The sequence below is a fragment of the Aeribacillus pallidus genome (assembly GCF_050478865.1).
Lineage (GTDB): Bacteria > Bacillota > Bacilli > Bacillales > JACDOC01 > JACDOC01.
Genome location: NZ_JBCNBW010000034.1, coordinates 185,722 through 204,277 on the forward strand (window position 1 = coordinate 185,722; position 18,556 = coordinate 204,277).

An 18,556-nucleotide genomic window follows, 5' to 3' on the forward strand; every position below is an offset into this window, starting at 1 on the left:
ACTTTTTTGTTGTATGAATAAATTTTTTTCGCCTGCAAACGATAACAGATGTAAAAAGTTTCATTCCAATAAGTTAGGAGAGAATGACATTGGATTATTATTTTAGGCGGTTCTATATTATATTTTTTGGTTGGATGATTATGTTGTCTCCAAGTCCGGCCAAAGGAGCGGAACTATCTCATTGGGTGTTTCCAACAGATGGTATTATTACCGATACGTTTGGTACTCGAGACGGAACTCATAAAGGAATCGACATAGGTGGTAGGCTCGGAACGAATGTATTTGCCGTTGATAAAGGGAAAGTCATACGTTCTTATTATTCTTCATCGTACGGGAATGTTATTTTTTTACAACACCCAAACGGCTTTGAAACCGTCTATGCTCATTTACAAAAAAGACTTGTGAATGAGGGAGACCAAGTACAGCAAGGACAACTGATTGGAAAAATGGGCTCCACTGGTCATTCGTCAGGTGTCCATTTACATTTTGAAATTCATCAAGGGGCATGGACGATAGAGAAAGTAAACGCCATCGATCCGTTTGTTATTTACGGAAAAGGCGGTATTGGGGAATACGTTTTTGCGTTAGTACACGACCCATATCAAACCATGGAAGTCTCTCAGGTACATAAAGTGATTACTTATACGATCCAGCCTGGCGATACGTTGTATCAAATTGCAAAAATCAATGGGGTCTCCATTGAACATTTACAACAGTGGAACGAACTTTCGAATCCTCACTTGATCGTGGCTGGTCAAACGTTGGAAATAAGAAAATAAAAAAGAAGAGGGAAAGTGGTCTTAACCCCTACAGGTAGACATTAAAAAAAGAGAGCATGGTATGATGTTCTTAATAGTCTTTTTGGGAGGGGATTTTTCTATGGCAAAAAAGGGACAAACTTATACATCATATAAAACGTGAAGTAGTTCGTTTGAAGTTGGAGGAGGGCTGGTCTTATCGTCAGCTTCGTGAACAATTTGGGATCAAGAGCGATGCTCAAATTGCTGAGTGGGTAAAGAAAGTAAAAAACAATGAGTCGTTGGACACCTTGAAGCAATTAAAGGGAAAACCATTTACTAAAAAAGCACTCATTCATTTAGATCAAGGATTCCAATATACAAAACTAAGGCGTATGAGAAACAAGTAAAGGAGGAAGCCATTCCCGAAGAGGAAACTGCCTTGATAATGCCTGTATTGAAAGTTTCTTCTCACATTTAAAGACCTAGAAATTGAATTTAGTGCGTCCTAAAACAATCGATCAAGCATATAGGGGATTATGGAGTATATAGATTTTTACAATAAAGATCGATTCCAAGAAAAATTCAACGGCCTTTCCCCGATTGAATACCGAGAAAAGACCGCAGCTTAATATACTCTTTTTTTCATTGTCTACTTGACAGGGTTATGTGCAAAGTTGTCCCTCTTTTTTATATATTATTTCTTGCTTTCTTCGTAGCGAGCAAGGCACTCGTCGATTAATTTTGCTGCAGCTTCTGGGCCTTCCCACGTACCAATTTCTGTTTTCTTACCTTGTAAGTCTTTATATCGTTCAAAGAAGTGAGCAATTTCTCTTAATTTATGTTGTGGTAAATCTTCGATAGATCGAATTTCATCAAAGCGTGGATCCTCAACAGGAACACCAATTAATTTTGCGTCTTCTTCTCCGCTATCTACCATGTTTAAATAACCGATGACGCGCGTATCAATGACGCATCCTGGAAATGTTGGGTTTGTTGTGATGACTAAAATGTCTAGTGGATCGCCATCAAGGGCAAGCGTATTTTCTAAGTAGCCGTATTCAGCTGGATAAAACATAGGTGAGAATAAAACGCGGTCTAACTTAAACACACCACGCTCTTTGTCAAATTCGTATTTATTTTGGCTACCAGTAGGAATTTCGATAAATGCTTCAACGACTTTGTTTTCGAAAGCCATATTCGTTCCTCCTTTAATTGTATGTATGCCTTTTTATTATATTCGAACTACATATAAGTATCAAACGATTATTCTATATGGTTCGTTTTTTATAATATCTTGAAATCAAAATATTTGACTTTCTTTCAAAAGATTATTACAGTATAATAAACGAAAAAAATATGATTCATCTTCGGGGCAGGGTGAAATTCCCGACCGGCGGTGATGAAGGAGTTCCTTCTAAGCCCGCGAGCCCTTCATTGGGCAGGATTTGGTGCGATTCCAAAGCCGACAGTATAGTCTGGATGGGAGAAGATGAAGGTATTGCCAACATGCGTTTTTAAAAACGTTTATTTCAGTATGCCTACAATTCTCCCTCAAGCGTGTCTTGAGGGTTTTTTCATGCATGAAGGCAAAACCTTTCTTCTTGTCGTACGATGAATCACAAAAAGGAGAGAGGAAACAAATGAATAATGGAAGACTCAAAAGATTTGTATCTATTGGAATGTTGAGTAGCATCGCTTATGTTTTGATGATGCTCAATTTTCCATTCCCAGGTTTTCCGACGTTTTTATTAGTCGATTTTAGTGACATCCCTGCGCTTGTCGGAGCCATTTTGTTCGGTCCTTTGGCAGGAATCATCATCGAGCTCATCAAAAATATTTTGGACTATTTTATCACAGGAAGTGAAACAGGAATTCCAATTGGGCATGCGGCGAATTTTACGGCAGGAATCTTTTTCATTTTACCTACCTATTATATTTATCAACGCATGAAGTCTACACGTGGAATGACGGTAGCCCTTGTAGTAGGAACACTTTCAATGGCTGTAAGTATGAGTATATTAAACTATTTCGTCTTTTTACCTGCGTATACATTCTTTTTAAATATGCCGGCCATGAGTGGACCTGAAGCACGTCAATTTATTGTATCAGCTATTTTTCCATTTAATGTCGTGAAAGGATTGTTAATTACGTTCGTTTTTACATTAATATTTATTAGACTCCAGTATTGGTTGAATAAACAATCTGTCATTCATGGAGCTTAAATAAAAAAGAGGATTACATCATTCTTTCATTTGGTGTAATCCTCTTTTTATTGTAGTTAAATTGTACAATTACAGGAATATTTTGTCATAATAATATTTTGTGTCTGGAAAGAATAATTCATTGTCCAAAGTGCTACTGTAAAACGTGTAAGTATATACATTTTAGCCCATATTATTTTCCAAAAAAAAGGCTAACAAAAAGAATGTTAGCCTAAACGATTATTCGAATTTCAATGGGTCTCCGTCGAACGGTTCATCCGCTACTTTAATAGAATCCGTTGGGCAACCTTCGAACGCATCCATCATATCGTCATGTAAAATTTCAGGTACTTCAGCAATACCTTGGTTGTCATCTAGCGTAACAAAGGCAATACCTTCATCGTCGTAGTCGTAGATGTCAGGTGCAGCTGCGCCGCATGCTCCACATGCAATGCAAGTCTCTTTGTCAACAATCGTATATTTTGGCATGAAACTACCTCCCAATAAAGTTGTCTATATAATCGATATTTATTCACGTATCAACAGAAGATGATACAAAAAATGGTGTCATTTACTATTCTAAAGGTGAACTTTGAACATTTCAATAAAAATGTTATAACGTTCACATAAGGAAAAGGGGAAACAATTATACCATATCTTATTTAGCTCATGATAAAATAAGTACATAAAAAATAGGAAAAGGGGATGGACCTTTATGACATATTTTCAAGCCATCCTTCTTTATTGTTTTCAACAAATTCAAACGGAACGGACGATGGCTTCAGTTTTTCATTTACTAAAAGGGAAGAAATCTTCGCAAACGATTCAAGACTCGTTTTTATATAACTTATATATATTTTTTCATTTATTCCCGTTTTTAAAACGGAAAGATTTTGAAAACGAATTGGAACAGCTATCGACATATGGTTGGATTTACTTACAAGATGGTCGCGTGCAAGTTACGGAACAAGGAAAACAACAAGTGTCTGCTTTTTTTCAACAGGAATCTTGGCCTTCTTACTTAAACGGATGGAAATATCAAGATGCAGCCATTGTGTTTTGGAAAAGGTTGACTTTAAGCGTACAAGTTGTGTCTAACTTGATTTATTATCAAAAGGAATATTATCCAATTCAGCGAGAGACGAACGTATTACGTTGGATGAAATGGTGGCTAAAGCAACATTGGACGAATCGTCGGGATTTAGCTAACAAATTATATGATGAATTGTTTACTCTTTTTCAACATGATGCTCCTGAAGACCCGTCATTAGTTGTGTACCGTTTAACAGGGGCTAAACGAATTGGAATGACAGGCTTGCAAGTAGCGGAGTCGTTAAATATACCGTATGATACGTATTGGGTAAAGTTTATTCATATCCTTCATTATGCTCTTCAAACCATACAAAAACATAAAAAAGATTATCCATTACTTTATTCAATGGTAGAAGACCTTTTAACCCCTTTATCGTTAACAAATTCAACAAAAGAAACGTATCAACTCATACAAAAAGGGTGGACGATTTCTAGAATTGCTCAATACCGCTCTTTAAAAAAAAGTACGATTGAGGATCATATCATTGAAATTACGTTAAACGATCCAACCTTTTCAATTGAACCGTTTGTCGACAACGAAACGATCCGCCAAGTTCGTGAAGTTGCAGCTTCGATGAAAAATCGTCGGTTGAAGCCGATTAAAGAACGACTACCGCATGTTGAATATTTTCAAATACGACTCGTGTTAGCAAAGTACGGTGAGGTTTATGAACATACACTCTCTTCTCAAGAAAAAGTTCGGTTATAATTCATTTCGTCCTGGCCAAGAAGAGGTCATTCAATCCGTCATCTCAGGCCATGATACAGTAGCGATGCTTCCAACAGGTACAGGAAAATCATTATGTTATCAATTACCAGGCTATTATTTAAAAGGAACGGTTTTAATTGTTTCTCCGCTCCTTTCGTTAATGCAAGACCAAGTAGAACAATTAAAAATCAAAGGGGAAAAACAAGTCGTTGCTTATAATTCGTTTTTATCTGTATCTGAGCGAAAAGCAGTTTTAGATAAACTGCACCGTTATCGCTTCGTTTTTATTTCACCGGAAATGCTCAAAAATGAGCGGGTGTTAGAACGACTGAAAAGGATTTCTATTTCATTGTTTGTCGTAGATGAAGCTCACTGTATTTCACAATGGGGATACGATTTTCGTCCTGATTATTTAAATTTAGGTAACGTTCGTCAGCTATTAGGAAAGCCAACGACATTAGCCTTAACTGCCACGGCAACAAAAAAGGTGAGGGAAGATATTATTCAACTGTTGCACCTTGACCAACCGAAAGAATGGATTTTTTCCGTAGACAGACCAAATATATACATTCATGTGGAACATGTTTCGGACATGCAAGAAAAAGAGGTACGACTATTACATCTTGTTCAACAGTTACAAAAGCCAGGTATTATTTATTTTTCAAGTAAACGGTTAGCAGATGAGATGGCGAAAAAAATGAGACAAGCTGGACTTAACAAAGTTGCTAGTTATCATGCTGGATTGGATCAAGATGAGCGAATTCTGATTCAGCAACAATTTCTTTATCAACAATTAGAAATCATTTGTGCGACGAGTGCATTTGGCATGGGAATTAACAAAGAAAACGTACGCTTTGTTATTCATTATCATGTTCCTGCGCAAATGGAGTCGTACGTACAAGAAATTGGTCGTGCGGGAAGAGACGGAAACAAAAGCATTGCTATTTTGTTATACATGGAAGGGGACGAACACCTTCATTACGGTTTAATGGAACAAGAACTTCCGACCGACGCTCAAATCGATACGTTTTTTTATGAACTTTATCGGTTAAAAAAATGGCCGGAAGAAACGATGCTAACAGAAATACAACAATCATTACAATTGTCGGATGTGCAGCTTCGTTTTTTACTTCACTATGCTGAACCGCTCAAACAACGACCGGCTCAAAAAGTCCAAGTTGAAGAAATTACCCAACAGATAAAAAACGACCGGGATGTACGCAGGCAAGAAAGGGTTAGAAAAATACAAGAGATGAAACAATGGGTGGCCTCTTTCACATGTCGACGTGAAGGTATTTTATCTTATTTTGATGAAAGGTTGGACCATTGTCCACTAAATTGTTGTGATCAATGTGGGACAAATGTAGACTTCTATTATCAAACGAAGAGTGAAATCAAAGATGAGTCTAAGGAGCAATGGGAAGATATTTTATCCCAATTATTTTATAGATAAGGGGTACAGTAGATGGGAAAACGGCAGATGGATATATTAAAAAACATAAGCGATAAAGAACTCCTCTTTAGCCTTTATTTTACGCAACTAACCCTATTTGTCTTATCTGTAATTTTCGGTATAGTTGAATATGAAGATACCCAGCAATGGCTTTTCCTATTTCAAGGCGAGGGAATCGACATACTAGTAGGTGTTATGGTTGGGCTAATCATCGTACTTATCGATATCATCGGGATGAAAGTGTTACCTCCCTCTTATTATGATGATGGTGGGATCAATGTCCGTCTGTTCCAGCATCGGTCCGTGATACATATCTTTTTCATTGCAGCTGTCGTTGCCTTTTGTGAAGAACTGTTTTTTAGAGGCGTACTCCAAACGACATTTGGCTGGTTTCTCGCCAGTTCTGTCTTTGCCCTTGTTCACTTTCGTTACTTTAGTCATTGGTTTTTAATCTTTAATATTGTGCTGCTAAGTTTCTTTTTCGGGTGGATGTATGAAACGTACACAAGCTTACCAATGATGATCGCTTTACATTTTACGATTAACTTTTTTCTTGGTCTATATATTCGAATGCAAAGTGGGAAGGAGGAAACGCATTGAACCATCACCCTTTTGAAGAGCAAAACGGATGGAAGACGGAGGAGTCGATTTCTTCTTTGCCCCCACGCAGTACCGTTCATTCGAAAAAAAAGACAAAAACGAAATGGAAAGTCCAATATCCGCTTTTGCGCTTTTTGTTATTCTTTTTTATTTTGTTACCAATTACAATCTTTTCTATCTATACATACTGGCAACACGATGAAGAAACAATTCCAGCTTCTATTGAAAAAGGTGGGAAAAAAGTAACTGTTGATGCTCTACCGATTGAGACGGACAAGGAGATGAACTTGGAGGAAGAACCTGCCTTTCCGTCCGTATCTTTAGAAGAACTTTCGGAAAAAATGGAGTTGAGATCTGCAGAAGAACAGTCAACATTATCAATTAGTAGTCCAAAAGAAAGTGAAAAAGAACATGCCGAACCAAAATATCATATCGTTTATCATACGGTTCAGCCTGAAGAGACATTATACCGTATTTCCATGAATTACTTTCATTCCAAAGAGGGAATCGACATTATTAAACGTTGGAATGGATTAAATGATAACGAAATTAAAGTAGGACAAGTGTTACAAATTCCATTACCTCGTGAATAGGAAGTGGTCGATTAGAAGACCACTTTTTTTCATGATTTGATGGACGAGCTCATATACATAATATTAGCCAATCGGTTACAGGAGGGAAGAGACGGTGGAATCTTCAATTATCATGCTCGATGATTGGACTGACCAAGCGACGAAACAGCTATTGCAAAATGTGGTCGAACGCAAAAAAAAATACGAAAAGATGAAAAAGATGCATTTGTTGTTTTTATGGTTCGCTGTTTTTTATTCGTTCGGTTACCTTTATGTATTGTATCATACAATCATTGAACCTTATTCTTATTCATTATGGATCATGTTGAGTAAATTTTTCCAACATTCGTATCAGCTTTACACCTTCTTAATAGCGGTAGGGTTGTTTGGTGGTGTGAAAATTTATCACGACAAAAAAGAAAAGGCTGAAACGGAGTTTCATGCCTTACGTTGTGAAATTATTGATCGTAGCAAAGACCTATGGAGAAATGAAGGATGGATGAATCGCCATAAAGTTTTTCAAATGATGAAAGATAAATATGATATTAATTTATATCATGAGAGTAAGTAATTAGATCCATTAGAAGAATTTCTTACGATCTCGTTCTTCTTTTAAAATTTCTACCGCTTCACGAAAGCGTTGAGAATGAATAATTTCCCGTTCCCTTAAAAAACGTAATCCATCGTTTAAATCAGGGTCATCACTTAAGTTAATAATCCATTGGTAAGTGGCACGGGCTTTTTCTTCAGCAGCAATATCTTCATATAAATCAGCAATAGGGTCCCCTTTGGCTGCGATGTAAGAAGCAGTCCACGGGACTCCGGCTGCGTTTTCGTAAAATAACGCCTTATCGTGATTGGCATAATGGGCACCAAGTCCTGCTTCTTTTAGTTGCTCAGGTGTTGCATCTTTTGTTAGTTTATACACCATCGTTGCAATCATTTCTAAATGAGCAAATTCTTCAGTTCCGATATCCGTTAACAGACCAACAACTTTATCAGGTATCGAATAACGTTGGTTTAAGTAGCGAAGGGCGGCAGCAAGTTCCCCATCGGCACCTCCGTATTGTTCAATGAGATATTTTGCTAAACGTGGATTACATGTACTGACCCGAACAGGATATTGCAACTTCTTCTCATAAACCCACATGATTGACACTTCCTTTCTTGTACCATGTTTCCATCTTAACGGGCAGTTAGCCTTCAAGATGGGCGAATGAAACAAAGAAGATAGGTAGGGCACTTTATACTTGCCATGGCCATGGTGCATCTTTCCAATTCCAAGGAGAACCGGAATAACTGTATCCAAAATTGGTTAACGGACCAAATTGTTGTTCAAAAGCTTTTTTTACTTTTTTTCGCATCTGGATGTAATAATTGTATTGCTGGATCGCTTGAAGATCATTTGGATGAGTGTCTAAATAAAGCGTTAAATCTGTAATTACAAAATCAATGGCTTGCATTTCTTCCAGCATTTCATAGTAGCTTGCTGGCAGTTGCTTCATTGAACTCACCCTTTCCATTTTTCATAAGGACTATAATATGGATCGTAAAACACTTTCCAAAGCGTTCCTTTTCTTAATGCTTCTCTCGGACTGTATTGCGGCAAATTAGGAGGTTGAAATCCTATATATAAATTTGGTGGTGTCGAATACGTTCTTGGACCTAACGATGGACACGGGTCATATGGACTGACAAATGGATGATAAGTTTTATACAAAGTTGGCATGCATCAAACTCCCTTCAAAAGGTTTATCATCACATATATATGGGAAGAGTGCTTCAATCATGAAGAGAAAAAATGAATAAAAAATGTAAAGGATATTGTATGTCACGAACCTTGTGTTCGTCTCTAAACATAAAGTCATTTCTGTATTATATATTCATGAAGATGAATAACATGTCAAAAAGCCCTCTCTCATAGTATGATATGGGAGGGATTTTTTTTGTTTTTACACGTGTTATATGCCTTCATTGGAAGTTTTTGTACGTATTTGTTTACCCAGTGGGTCCCTATTAACACACCTTTTTATTTTGAAGAATGGCTGTTAGAATTTATTCTTGATCCGCTTTTATTTTTAGCAGCAGCGACGGTGTTCTTTATCGGCTTTTTAATGCAAGCCAAAATAGTCCATATTCTCATTCATCTCGTAACGAAACGTCTACCTTTTAATGGATGGGATATTGTTGCATGTTTGATTTTTTTAATCTCCTTATTTGTGCATATACAACTTGGGGTCATTCAAACAATGGCTATTTACTTATTTTCTTTGATCTATGGTTTTGTTTCAGTTAGATAGAAGATATAGGAGGAAATGATGTCTGCAATTCATTGGTTTATGTTTTTAAGCATAGGCGGTGGATGTCTTCTCATGATTATGTGGAAAAACGCCTTTCGCAATCACGTGAACAAACATACGTTTGGTTTGTCGCATTTCCCAAAGGAACGTGAAAGTTTATCTATTTTTTTTATTAGTGACATCCATCGGCGAGTTATTCATTCTTCAATGATTAAACAGGCAAAAGAAGCCGAAGTAGTTATCATTGGTGGTGACTTAACGGAAAGAGGAGTTCCCCTTACTCGAACGAGACACAATCTTCGTCTGTTGAAAAAAATCGGACCCGTCTTTTTTGTTTGGGGAAACAACGATTATGAAGTGGGGGAGCAACATTTAAAACAATTGTTGGAAGAAGAAGGTGTGATGATTTTAGATCAAGATATCTATACATATCAATCATTTACGTCTACAAACATTCGTTTGATAGGCGTGAATTATTTTCGAACGAGCCGAAATCAGTTAGAGCCATTATTTCAACAATTAAATCCACAAGATGTTAACATTTTGATTTCTCATCATCCACGTGTGATTCGGCAATTAAAGAAGGCCGATCATATCGATTTAGTGTTAAGTGGTCATACACATGGGGGACAAATTCGTGTTTTCGGTCTTGGTTATTTCGAAAAAGGGGGCGTTCAAACTGGACCAATAACCACCATACTCACAAGCAATGGGTACGGAACAACCGGTGTTCCTCTTCGGCTAGGGGCACCCGCTGAAGCCCATCTCATTCGCCTCGGGAATTGAGAATAATGCGTGATACTTATCGGACCTTTCCTTCCTTTACACATGACCAATCATAATTTGGGAATGATAACATTAAAGCCATTATAGATGATTTTAGGGACTCGAAAGAGACATTCTTAAAAAAGGACCTGCTGTAAGCGTACGAAACAAAGACGGAAGTTTCATAAATATAACGGAATGTCACGTTGCCGAAAGTGAAAGGTAGAGATGGTGATTGTACCATGAATGCAGCGAACCATTTGTACCTTCTACACATACTATGATGGTAAAGCAAGATGTGTGGGAGGCATACATGATGAAGTTGGAGCGATTATCACCTAATCAACTTAAGTTTTCTTTTTCCTTCGATGAACTTGAACATGTAGGAATTTCTGATGGAAATTTTTGGGATGATGTCACCTTATGGCAAGATGTGTTTGATGATATGATGGAAAAAGCGTATCAAATGCTGGACGTTCCTTCAATGGGGACGGTGTCCATTGAATTAGCATCTTTCACACAGAAAGAAGTTGTCCTTATTTTAACGATTGAAGATCTCGATTCCTTTTTAGATGAATGGACTTCCTTTCATCAAGACAATGATTTAATTAATCCATTTCAAAAAGCATGTTATCAATTTCGTACGTTGGAAGACGTGCTATCATTAGCCCAACGCATCAACCAATCAAAAGTAATGGTGGATGGTTCATTATATTATTATGAAAAACAGTATTATATTATGATTTCAAAGCATGTACCTCAGGCAGCCAAAAGTTTGTTTGAAGAGTATGGTGATCAATCGTCTCTAGCCTCAGCTATCATTGAAGAGTATGGTACACTTGTTCTTCCAAAACAATGTTTCCAACAGCTTGTTTTGCATTTTTTTGGATAAGAGTCAAGTGCTTTCCATAATCAAAGATGTAATGTCAAGACGGAATGGTAGCGTTTGCAAAAAATATTCAAAAAATAATTTTTCTTCTTGCATAAATGTGGGAAAGGTGTATACTATGTCATGAAAGGCGAGACAAAATTCGCAAAAGTGATTTTTATTAGGAGGTTCACAAGATGGTAGCCGAAAAAAACACTAATAACGAAGACAAACATGACGTATTAAAAGCAACACAAACTGTCATACATAACGCTCTTGAAAAGCTTGGGTATCCTGAAGAAGTTTATGAGTTGTTAAAAGAGCCGATTCGTATGTTGACAGTTAAAATTCCAGTCCGAATGGATGATGGATCTGTAAAAATTTTCACTGGCTACCGGGCTCAACACAATGATGCGGTTGGTCCAACAAAAGGAGGAATTCGTTTTCATCCAAATGTAACAGAAAAAGAAGTTAAAGCGCTTTCCATTTGGATGAGTTTAAAATGTGGTATTGTTGACTTGCCTTACGGTGGAGGTAAAGGTGGAATCGTTTGTGATCCACGTGAAATGTCCTTTAGTGAACTTGAACGTCTAAGTCGTGGATACGTTCGAGCAATTAGTCAAATTGTCGGACCTACAAAAGATATTCCAGCTCCTGACGTATTTACGAACTCCCAAATTATGGCTTGGATGATGGACGAGTATAGCCGAATTGACGAATTCAACTCCCCTGGATTTATTACAGGTAAGCCACTTGTATTAGGTGGATCCCATGGTCGGGAAACAGCAACGGCAAAAGGGGTAACGATTTGTATTCGTGAAGCGGCAAAAAAACGAGGCATTGATATAAAAGGTGCACGCGTCATCGTCCAAGGATTCGGAAATGCTGGAAGTTACTTAGCGAAATTCATGCATGATGCTGGTGCGAAAGTTGTAGCAATTTCTGACGCTTATGGTGCATTATATGATCCAAAGGGGTTAGATATCGATTATTTATTAGATCGTCGCGACAGTTTTGGTACCGTTACGAAATTGTTTAAAAATACCATTTCCAATAAGGAAATGTTAGAACTAGAGTGTGATATTTTAGTACCTGCTGCGATTGAAAACCAAATTACGGAAGAAAACGCACATAATATTCGTGCAAAAATTGTGGTTGAAGCAGCCAATGGTCCAACAACGTTAGAAGCTACAAAAATTTTAACTGAGAGAGGAATCTTACTAGTACCTGATGTTCTTGCTTCTGCTGGTGGGGTAACGGTTAGCTACTTTGAATGGGTACAAAACAACCAAGGCTACTATTGGACAGAAGAAGAAGTAGAGGAAAAATTAGAGAAAGTAATGGTGAAAGCATTTAACAATGTATATGAAACGGCACAATCCCGTCGCGTTGATATGCGTCTAGCTGCTTATATGGTTGGTGTTCGTAAAATGGCTGAAGCATGTCGCTTCCGAGGTTGGATTTAAGCAAGACACATCGATTGCATCTATATTTAAAATCTCCTATCATAAAATGATGGGAGATTTTTTCTATGTGAACGTCTATAAGGAGTGAAACACCATGCAGAAAGAAGAAGTCATTATCGTTGGTGGCGGTCCATGTGGATTAGCCGCGGCGATTGCATTAAAGAAAATCGGCAAAAACGCTCTTATTATTGAAAAAGGAAATATCGTGAATGCCATTTATCATTATCCAACACACCAAACGTTCTTCAGTACGAGCGAACGGTTAGAAATTGGTGGAATTCCTTTCGTAACGGAAAATCGGAAACCGAAGCGGAACCAAGCATTAACCTATTACCGAGAAGTGGCCAAACGTGAAGCGCTCCGCATTCACCGCTTTGAAAAAGTGTTGTCCGTTGAGAAACAAGAAGACCGTTCATTTGTTGTTCAAACAACGAAAGGGACTTATACGAGTACGTATGTAATCATCGCAACCGGATATTACGACAATCCGAACTACATGAACGTACCTGGTGAAGATTTACCAAAAGTGTCTCATTATTTTAAAGAGGCACACCCATATTTTGATACAGATGTGGTAGTGATCGGTGGGAAAAACTCCGCTGTTGATGCCGCATTAGAATTGCATAAAGCTGGTGCCCGGGTCACGGTATTGTATCGAGGAACGGAGTATTCTTCTAGTATTAAGCCGTGGATTTTACCAGAGTTTGATTCCCTCATTCGTAACGGTCATATTGAGATGGAATTCAATGCACATGTGAGAGAGATTACGGAAGATAAAGTTTATTACGAAAAAGACGGGAAGATACATGAAATAAAAAATGATTTTGTTTTTGCCATGACTGGATACCACCCCGATCACTCTTTCTTAACGAAAATGGGAGTTACCATTGATCAAGCGACAGGAAGACCTTATTACGACCCTGAAACAATGGAAACGAATATTCCAGGCATTTTTATTGCTGGGGTCATTGCTGCGGGGAACAACGCGAATGAAATTTTTATTGAAAATGGTCGTTTCCACGGTGATTTAATTGCAAAAGCTATACATGAACGAGAACAATAAATGAAAAATGAGCGGATTCTATCGGAAACAAAAGAATCCGCTTGTTTTTGTTCAGACTAAAACAATTATTCAATTGTTGTTAAATCGTTCATTTGTGATTATGCAAACAATAAGTTTGAGTCATGCTTTTTGTCCGTTTAATCCTTTTGAAAAAATACAACATATTATTAGTATAAATTGTTCTTAAAAGTTATCCACAAATACAATTTTTGAGAACGAAATACATGTGTTATTATATTCTTGAGGTGGATTATATGAAAAGAGTGGTCTTAATTACAACAGGTGGAACTATTGCTAGTAAACCAACAGAAAAAGGAACTTTGGTTGCAGGAAAATTAACAGGTAATGAATTAGCTGAACTATGCCAACTCCCTAAAGGGATAGACATAAAGATTGTTGATTTGCTCCAATTGCCAAGTATGCATATTAATTTTAAGGCTATGTTAAAAATTAAACAAGCAATCGAAAGAGAGTTAGAAGATCCAACTATATCAGGAGTAATTGTTACTCATGGTACAGATACATTAGAAGAAACAGCATATTTTCTTGATTTGACTATACAAGACGAAAGACCAGTAGTTGTAACAGGTTCTCAACGTTCACCATTTGATGTAGGGACGGATGTTTATTCTAATTTAAAAAATTCGATTTATGTTGCCATATCTGAACAAATGAGAAATGCTGGTACAGTAGTTGTCTTTAACGAGAGAATTTACTCGGCTAAATACGTTAAAAAAGTTCATGCCTCTAACTTACAAGGCTTTGAATCATTTGGATACGGTTATTTAGGAATTATTGATAATAATGTTGTGAGCATTTACCAAAAACCTTTAAAGAGAGATAATTATGTAATTGTATCAGAAATACCTAGAGTTGATATTGTTAAATGCTATACTGAATCAGATGGAATTTTTGTTGATGCTTCTGTCAATGCAAATGCTAAAGGAATCATTCTTGAGGGAGTTGGCAGAGGACAAGTATCGCCATTAATGTTAGATTCGATTCAAAAAGCATTAGATAAAGGAATTTCAATTGTTGTGACAACCAGCTCTGAAGAAGGTAAGGTTTATCCTGCTTATGAATATAAAGGTAGTGCTTATGATTTGATGAGTAGAGGAGTTATTTTGGGGAATGATTATGACAGCAAGAAGGCGAGAATTAAATTAGCAGTTATATTAGCAGCAAATCAAAAAGTGACTCAGGAACATTTCAAATATTAAAGCTTTTAATATTAAAGTAGACCTAATAATTTTAATATAATATTGAATATACAAATAGTTGAAACAAAGACGCTTGGGTAATTTTTAAAAAACCAAGCGTTTTTTTTGTTTGTTCTTCAACTATCTGCTTCTGTAGTTGAAAAACGTCCCTACTCAAAATAAATATAACAGATTACCCATTATGTTTAAGCTTCTTGTTCAAGCGTCTTGAAAGAAGGTTGGCAGCAGAGTAATTAGGAAAAATGAAGTATATGAAGAGTCACGGTAAGTTGAAAAAACGGATGATAAAACCAAAAAATAACATTAATCAGAAACCAAATAAGGTAAATCGTAAGAATATTTTTTGTAAACCCTCCAGCACAAATTGAAGCTGCACTATTCAGGAGGACTAAGCAACTTGTTTACAATTAATTTCAAATAATAACATAAGTTGGTTAGAATTTTCCGCTGTGTTAAAAATCTGTATTATAAATGAAAACAAATTGAAACTTTATGCAAAAATAAGTCTGTTAGAATACAAAGGATAGAAACAAGTATTTAATACGGTATAAAAATATACTTTTTAAATATAGGTTGGGGGATAAACATGACGTTAGAGAATCAACTGATCAAAAAAACATTTTATGAAACATTTTTAAAAGCAGATGAAAAAAATCCTGTCCGTGTGCTTGGAGAAGCTTTTCTTGCCGGGTATAAAGATGAGACAGCTGACATTTCCACCATCCGTTTTGCCCAAGGAGAAGTATATTTTCATAACAAAGATTATGAAGCTGCTATTTTCAAATGGGAAAACACTCATAATGATTTAGAACCGTGGGCAAAGAAAAATATAGCGGATTGTTATTATGAACTTGGCCAATTATCAACAGCTGAAGAGATTTATAAATCCATTGATACAGAAAGCAGTGTCTTACAATCAGAAGTTGCACTGCAGTTATTTTCGATTTACATAGATCAAGGCAGGCTGGAAAAAGCTGACCAAGTGATTAAAAAAGCGCTATCCTTTAATCCGGACTATCCGAATGTTACTGACATTGCTCGTGCCTTTTTCGAAAAACACAAGGATTGGAAGAGCGCAATTGAATTGGCAGTAAATGAAGCGATCCGAACAGAGTCTCATCACTGGTTTGATATTTTAAAAACATATGCAGAACAAGGATTAACAACAACCTTTGAACCGCATTATTATTCAAAATGCTTAGTCGTGTTATACGAAGTGGATCAGACAAGATTTGAACAGTTAGTACAGGCATTATGGAATAGTTACAAAAACGAGCGTTCATATTTTTCATGGCTGAGGGAATTTAACCATATTTTCTTAAATATCGATGTAAACAGGCAACGCCATTGGGAATACCTTCCAAAACTTTATCAGGAAACTTATTTCGAATTGATCGATGGAAAGTATTTATTGAAAGAACTCGCAGAGATTATTCCGAATATCTTAACGAACTGGATCAAAATAATCGATCATTCTCATGCTTTATTTGCTTCTGCAGCGGTATTGGCATGGAGCGAGAGATTTCCATCAAGTATTAGTCCAGAGGTTGTCAATGATGCTGAAAATCTTATTTTCAATTCCCTTAATGAGACAGACGGTTTGGAATGTAGCCTAACATTATTCGATTCCATCGTAAAATGGGCGGAAGCGCAGCATGTTGATCCAGGTTACCGCTTTAGATGGATCATCCGAGAACTGGTAGATTTTCAAGCACATCATTTATTAGTAGCTGGAACTTCCGGAAATGGAAAGTCTACCTTTATCAATTCGGTCCTTGGAGAAAATATCCTAACTGCTCCGACATCTTCAGTTATTGTATTTAAGGGGGATGATGAGACGGATATTAGAAAAATATCCGATGAAGAAATATCGACCTTTTCAAGTTTCCACGAATTCCAGGAGGCAGTAGATAGACGACTGAATAAGGCTTTTGTGAATACGATTATTGAGTTCTCATTTCCATCGCCAATTTTGCAGGAAAACGGGCTAGTTCTTATTGATACGCCGGGAATTAGTGACCGTAATCGTATGGAAGGTACGTTGAAATATCTGCATTTTGCCGATAGTTTATTATTTGTCCTAGATGCGAACGATCCATTTACCGAAAAAGAACAAGAGATCCTCATGCAGATTCGGGAATGTGCGCCTAATCTTCCAATTCATTTTCTGCTCAATAAAATCGATGAAATTTATAATGAACAGGAAGCTGCAAGTATTGTTGAAGACACTCGAGCGAGAGTTCGCGCATATTTTCCGGAGGCTCAGGTGTTTGCCTATTCGTCACATGTAAGAAGCAGAAAACAACAAAATGATCTAGCAGCGTTCTTGAAAAAATTAAACAAACCAATTGATGAAGACGATCGAATTGAAAAAATATTAATTTTTATTCGTAAATTAATTAGGCATTTATTAGATAAACGGGTTAAAATGGAAAACACCCTAGTTGATTTGATTAAATGGAATGAAGAAATGGCCACAAAGCTAAGTGGTACAATCAATCAATTAACTGATTTGAAAGATGAAAAAGCCCTAGTGATTACAAAAACGTTCCATAAAGTCTTGGAAGAAATCAGATCGGATCTATCCGAAAATATTCCGAAAATTTTACAAGGCTGTTCTGATATAATTCAAGAAGACAGTGATTTCCGTAAAATTCACCTTGAACTAAATGATGAGATGAACAGGCGAGTACATGCTTATGTCAATGATAAGGTTTTACCTGAGCTTTATCGTTCGCTTCAGGAATGGATTTTAACGGCAAATGATGAACTTAAACACTGTCAATCTTTCCTTGATGAAATAAGTGATGGGTTTAATGCGTTGTATGGAGAAGAACGGCTTAAGCTAAATTGCGACTTTGAAGTGCTTGATGACTGGCGCCGGGATGCAGACCGGATGACAAGCAGTGTGCAAATTGATAAGATAAATATTGTTCTCCGCCGCACACCGTATCAAATTTTATTGAAAAGTGCCGGCAGGCTGTTTGGAACCTTTCAGCAAAACAATGCGATGTTATATAACAAATACAAGCAGTTTGTTGAAAATCAGGATTATTTAGACGTTACCGAATCAATCATGAACAAGTTGCTGCTGCCATTCGAATTGTTTGAGAAATCACTGGAACGAGATATTTCGATCTTCTTCCGAAACCCATTTACTGTATTGAATTATACTGTAGAAGAAACAAAAAAAGAAATTAATGATAAAGAAAAAGAGCTGGAGAAAATGAGATCGAATCCGCAAAAATTCCGTGATCCGCTAACATTGTTTGAAATAAAACTCCGCCAATACGAGTGGATTACAACTTCCACAAAAGGAGTTCCTCAAGTATAACAAGATTTAAAGAAAAAATCGGTCCATGAGGCCGATTTTTTCGTTATAAAAATCTTTAAAGGTATAAACTGTTCGCTTACAACGGGTTTTCATCTCTCGGCTTTTAATTCCATTTTCCGTTTCTTCTACCATAGAAATCGTTCCACCCAAAAGAAAGGCTCTATACTAAATGT

The 18,556-nt window shown here is 36.8% G+C and carries 20 protein-coding genes, 2 pseudogenes and 1 riboswitch; of the genes and pseudogenes, 16 read left to right on the forward strand and 6 right to left on the reverse strand.

What is annotated here, in order from left to right:
• Nucleotides 1–89: 89 nt before the first annotated feature.
• The 3 genes and pseudogenes from ABES52_RS08475 to ABES52_RS08485 form a co-directional block, all read left to right on the forward strand.
• Nucleotides 90–779: a peptidoglycan DD-metalloendopeptidase family protein gene (locus ABES52_RS08475; protein ID WP_429650709.1), complete on the forward strand. Its 690-nt coding sequence runs from the start codon at nt 90–92 to the stop codon at nt 777–779.
• Nucleotides 780–937: 158 nt separating this feature from the next.
• Nucleotides 938–1,012, forward strand: a pseudogene (locus ABES52_RS08480) (hypothetical protein); the annotation flags it as partial.
• A 27-nt stretch (nt 1,013–1,039) separates the two neighbouring features.
• Nucleotides 1,040–1,369 (forward strand): annotated as a pseudogene (locus tag ABES52_RS08485) (transposase); the annotation flags it as partial.
• Between the two features lie 65 nt (nt 1,370–1,434).
• Here the strand turns inward: ABES52_RS08485 and ABES52_RS08490 are convergent.
• Nucleotides 1,435–1,935: an inorganic diphosphatase gene (locus ABES52_RS08490; RefSeq protein WP_429650710.1), complete on the reverse strand. Its 501-nt coding sequence runs from the start codon at nt 1,933–1,935 to the stop codon at nt 1,435–1,437.
• Nucleotides 1,936–2,099: 164 nt separating this feature from the next.
• Nucleotides 2,100–2,235: riboswitch (FMN riboswitch) on the forward strand.
• A gap of 145 nt (nt 2,236–2,380) precedes the next feature.
• On the opposite strand from ABES52_RS08490, the gene ABES52_RS08495 reads away from it, so the two are divergent.
• Nucleotides 2,381–2,962, forward strand: a complete 582-nt coding sequence (locus ABES52_RS08495; RefSeq protein WP_429650711.1) for an ECF transporter S component — start codon at nt 2,381–2,383, stop codon at nt 2,960–2,962.
• 219 nt (nt 2,963–3,181) lie between these two features.
• Here the strand turns inward: ABES52_RS08495 and ABES52_RS08500 are convergent, their stop codons facing one another.
• On the reverse strand, nt 3,182–3,430 hold the full coding sequence (locus tag ABES52_RS08500) for a ferredoxin (RefSeq protein WP_429650712.1): 249 nt from the start codon (nt 3,428–3,430) through the stop codon (nt 3,182–3,184).
• Nucleotides 3,431–3,656: 226 nt separating this feature from the next.
• Between ABES52_RS08500 and ABES52_RS08505 the strand changes: the two genes are divergently transcribed.
• From ABES52_RS08505 to ABES52_RS08525, 5 genes are all read left to right on the forward strand, one after another.
• Nucleotides 3,657–4,742 (forward strand): YpbB family protein, encoded by a 1,086-nt coding sequence (locus ABES52_RS08505; protein ID WP_429650713.1) that lies wholly within the window; start codon nt 3,657–3,659, stop codon nt 4,740–4,742.
• Nucleotides 4,702–6,195: a RecQ family ATP-dependent DNA helicase gene (locus ABES52_RS08510; protein ID WP_429650714.1), complete on the forward strand. Its 1,494-nt coding sequence runs from the start codon at nt 4,702–4,704 to the stop codon at nt 6,193–6,195. Before ABES52_RS08505 ends, ABES52_RS08510 begins: the two co-directional genes overlap by 41 nt.
• Before the next feature lie 12 nt (nt 6,196–6,207).
• On the forward strand, nt 6,208–6,795 hold the full coding sequence (locus tag ABES52_RS08515) for a CPBP family intramembrane glutamic endopeptidase (RefSeq protein ID WP_429650715.1): 588 nt from the start codon (nt 6,208–6,210) through the stop codon (nt 6,793–6,795).
• Nucleotides 6,792–7,388 carry a LysM peptidoglycan-binding domain-containing protein gene (locus ABES52_RS08520; protein ID WP_429650716.1) on the forward strand — a complete coding sequence of 199 codons (597 nt, stop codon included), beginning with the start codon at nt 6,792–6,794 and terminating at the stop codon, nt 7,386–7,388. The genes ABES52_RS08515 and ABES52_RS08520 overlap by 4 nt, the downstream gene beginning before the upstream one ends.
• Nucleotides 7,389–7,482: 94 nt before the next feature.
• On the forward strand, nt 7,483–7,938 hold the full coding sequence (locus ABES52_RS08525; RefSeq protein WP_429650717.1) for a DUF2663 family protein: 456 nt from the start codon (nt 7,483–7,485) through the stop codon (nt 7,936–7,938).
• A 9-nt stretch (nt 7,939–7,947) separates the two neighbouring features.
• Here the strand turns inward: ABES52_RS08525 and ABES52_RS08530 are convergent, their stop codons facing one another.
• The 3 genes from ABES52_RS08530 to ABES52_RS08540 form a co-directional block, all read right to left on the reverse strand.
• A complete protein-coding gene (locus tag ABES52_RS08530; RefSeq protein WP_429650718.1) occupies nt 7,948–8,517 on the reverse strand; it encodes a manganese catalase family protein in 570 nt (189 codons plus the stop codon).
• Nucleotides 8,518–8,611: 94 nt separating this feature from the next.
• Nucleotides 8,612–8,872, reverse strand: a complete 261-nt coding sequence (locus ABES52_RS08535; protein ID WP_429650719.1) for a spore coat protein CotJB — start codon at nt 8,870–8,872, stop codon at nt 8,612–8,614.
• 5 nt (nt 8,873–8,877) lie between these two features.
• Complete coding sequence (locus ABES52_RS08540) at nt 8,878–9,096, reverse strand: spore coat associated protein CotJA (RefSeq protein WP_429650720.1); 219 nt, start codon at nt 9,094–9,096, stop codon at nt 8,878–8,880.
• Nucleotides 9,097–9,313: 217 nt separating this feature from the next.
• Here ABES52_RS08540 and ABES52_RS08545 point away from each other — a divergent pair, with 217 nt between their 5' ends.
• The 7 genes from ABES52_RS08545 to ABES52_RS08575 all read left to right on the forward strand — a co-directional run bounded on the left by ABES52_RS08545 (nt 9,314) and on the right by ABES52_RS08575 (nt 18,383).
• Nucleotides 9,314–9,667, forward strand: a complete 354-nt coding sequence (locus tag ABES52_RS08545; RefSeq protein ID WP_429650721.1) for a hypothetical protein — start codon at nt 9,314–9,316, stop codon at nt 9,665–9,667.
• A gap of 18 nt (nt 9,668–9,685) precedes the next feature.
• The gene (locus ABES52_RS08550; RefSeq protein ID WP_429650722.1) at nt 9,686–10,453 is read left to right on the forward strand and encodes a metallophosphoesterase; all 768 of its coding nucleotides are present in this window, start codon (nt 9,686–9,688) and stop codon (nt 10,451–10,453) included.
• Nucleotides 10,454–10,748: 295 nt separating this feature from the next.
• Nucleotides 10,749–11,324 (forward strand): adaptor protein MecA, encoded by a 576-nt coding sequence (locus ABES52_RS08555; protein ID WP_429650723.1) that lies wholly within the window; start codon nt 10,749–10,751, stop codon nt 11,322–11,324.
• 173 nt (nt 11,325–11,497) lie between these two features.
• A complete protein-coding gene (locus ABES52_RS08560; protein WP_429650724.1) occupies nt 11,498–12,766 on the forward strand; it encodes a Glu/Leu/Phe/Val family dehydrogenase in 1,269 nt (422 codons plus the stop codon).
• A gap of 94 nt (nt 12,767–12,860) precedes the next feature.
• Nucleotides 12,861–13,829: a YpdA family putative bacillithiol disulfide reductase gene (locus ABES52_RS08565; protein ID WP_429650725.1), complete on the forward strand. Its 969-nt coding sequence runs from the start codon at nt 12,861–12,863 to the stop codon at nt 13,827–13,829.
• Nucleotides 13,830–14,083: 254 nt separating this feature from the next.
• On the forward strand, nt 14,084–15,049 hold the full coding sequence (locus tag ABES52_RS08570) for an asparaginase (RefSeq protein ID WP_429650726.1): 966 nt from the start codon (nt 14,084–14,086) through the stop codon (nt 15,047–15,049).
• Nucleotides 15,050–15,635: 586 nt separating this feature from the next.
• Entirely contained in the window at nt 15,636–18,383 is a 2,748-nt protein-coding gene (locus ABES52_RS08575; RefSeq protein ID WP_429650727.1) for a dynamin family protein, read from the forward strand.
• Between the two features lie 6 nt (nt 18,384–18,389).
• On the opposite strand, the gene ABES52_RS08580 is transcribed toward ABES52_RS08575, so the two are convergent.
• The gene (locus tag ABES52_RS08580) at nt 18,390–18,515 is read right to left on the reverse strand and encodes a hypothetical protein (protein WP_429650728.1); all 126 of its coding nucleotides are present in this window, start codon (nt 18,513–18,515) and stop codon (nt 18,390–18,392) included.
• Nucleotides 18,516–18,556: the final 41 nt, after the last annotated feature.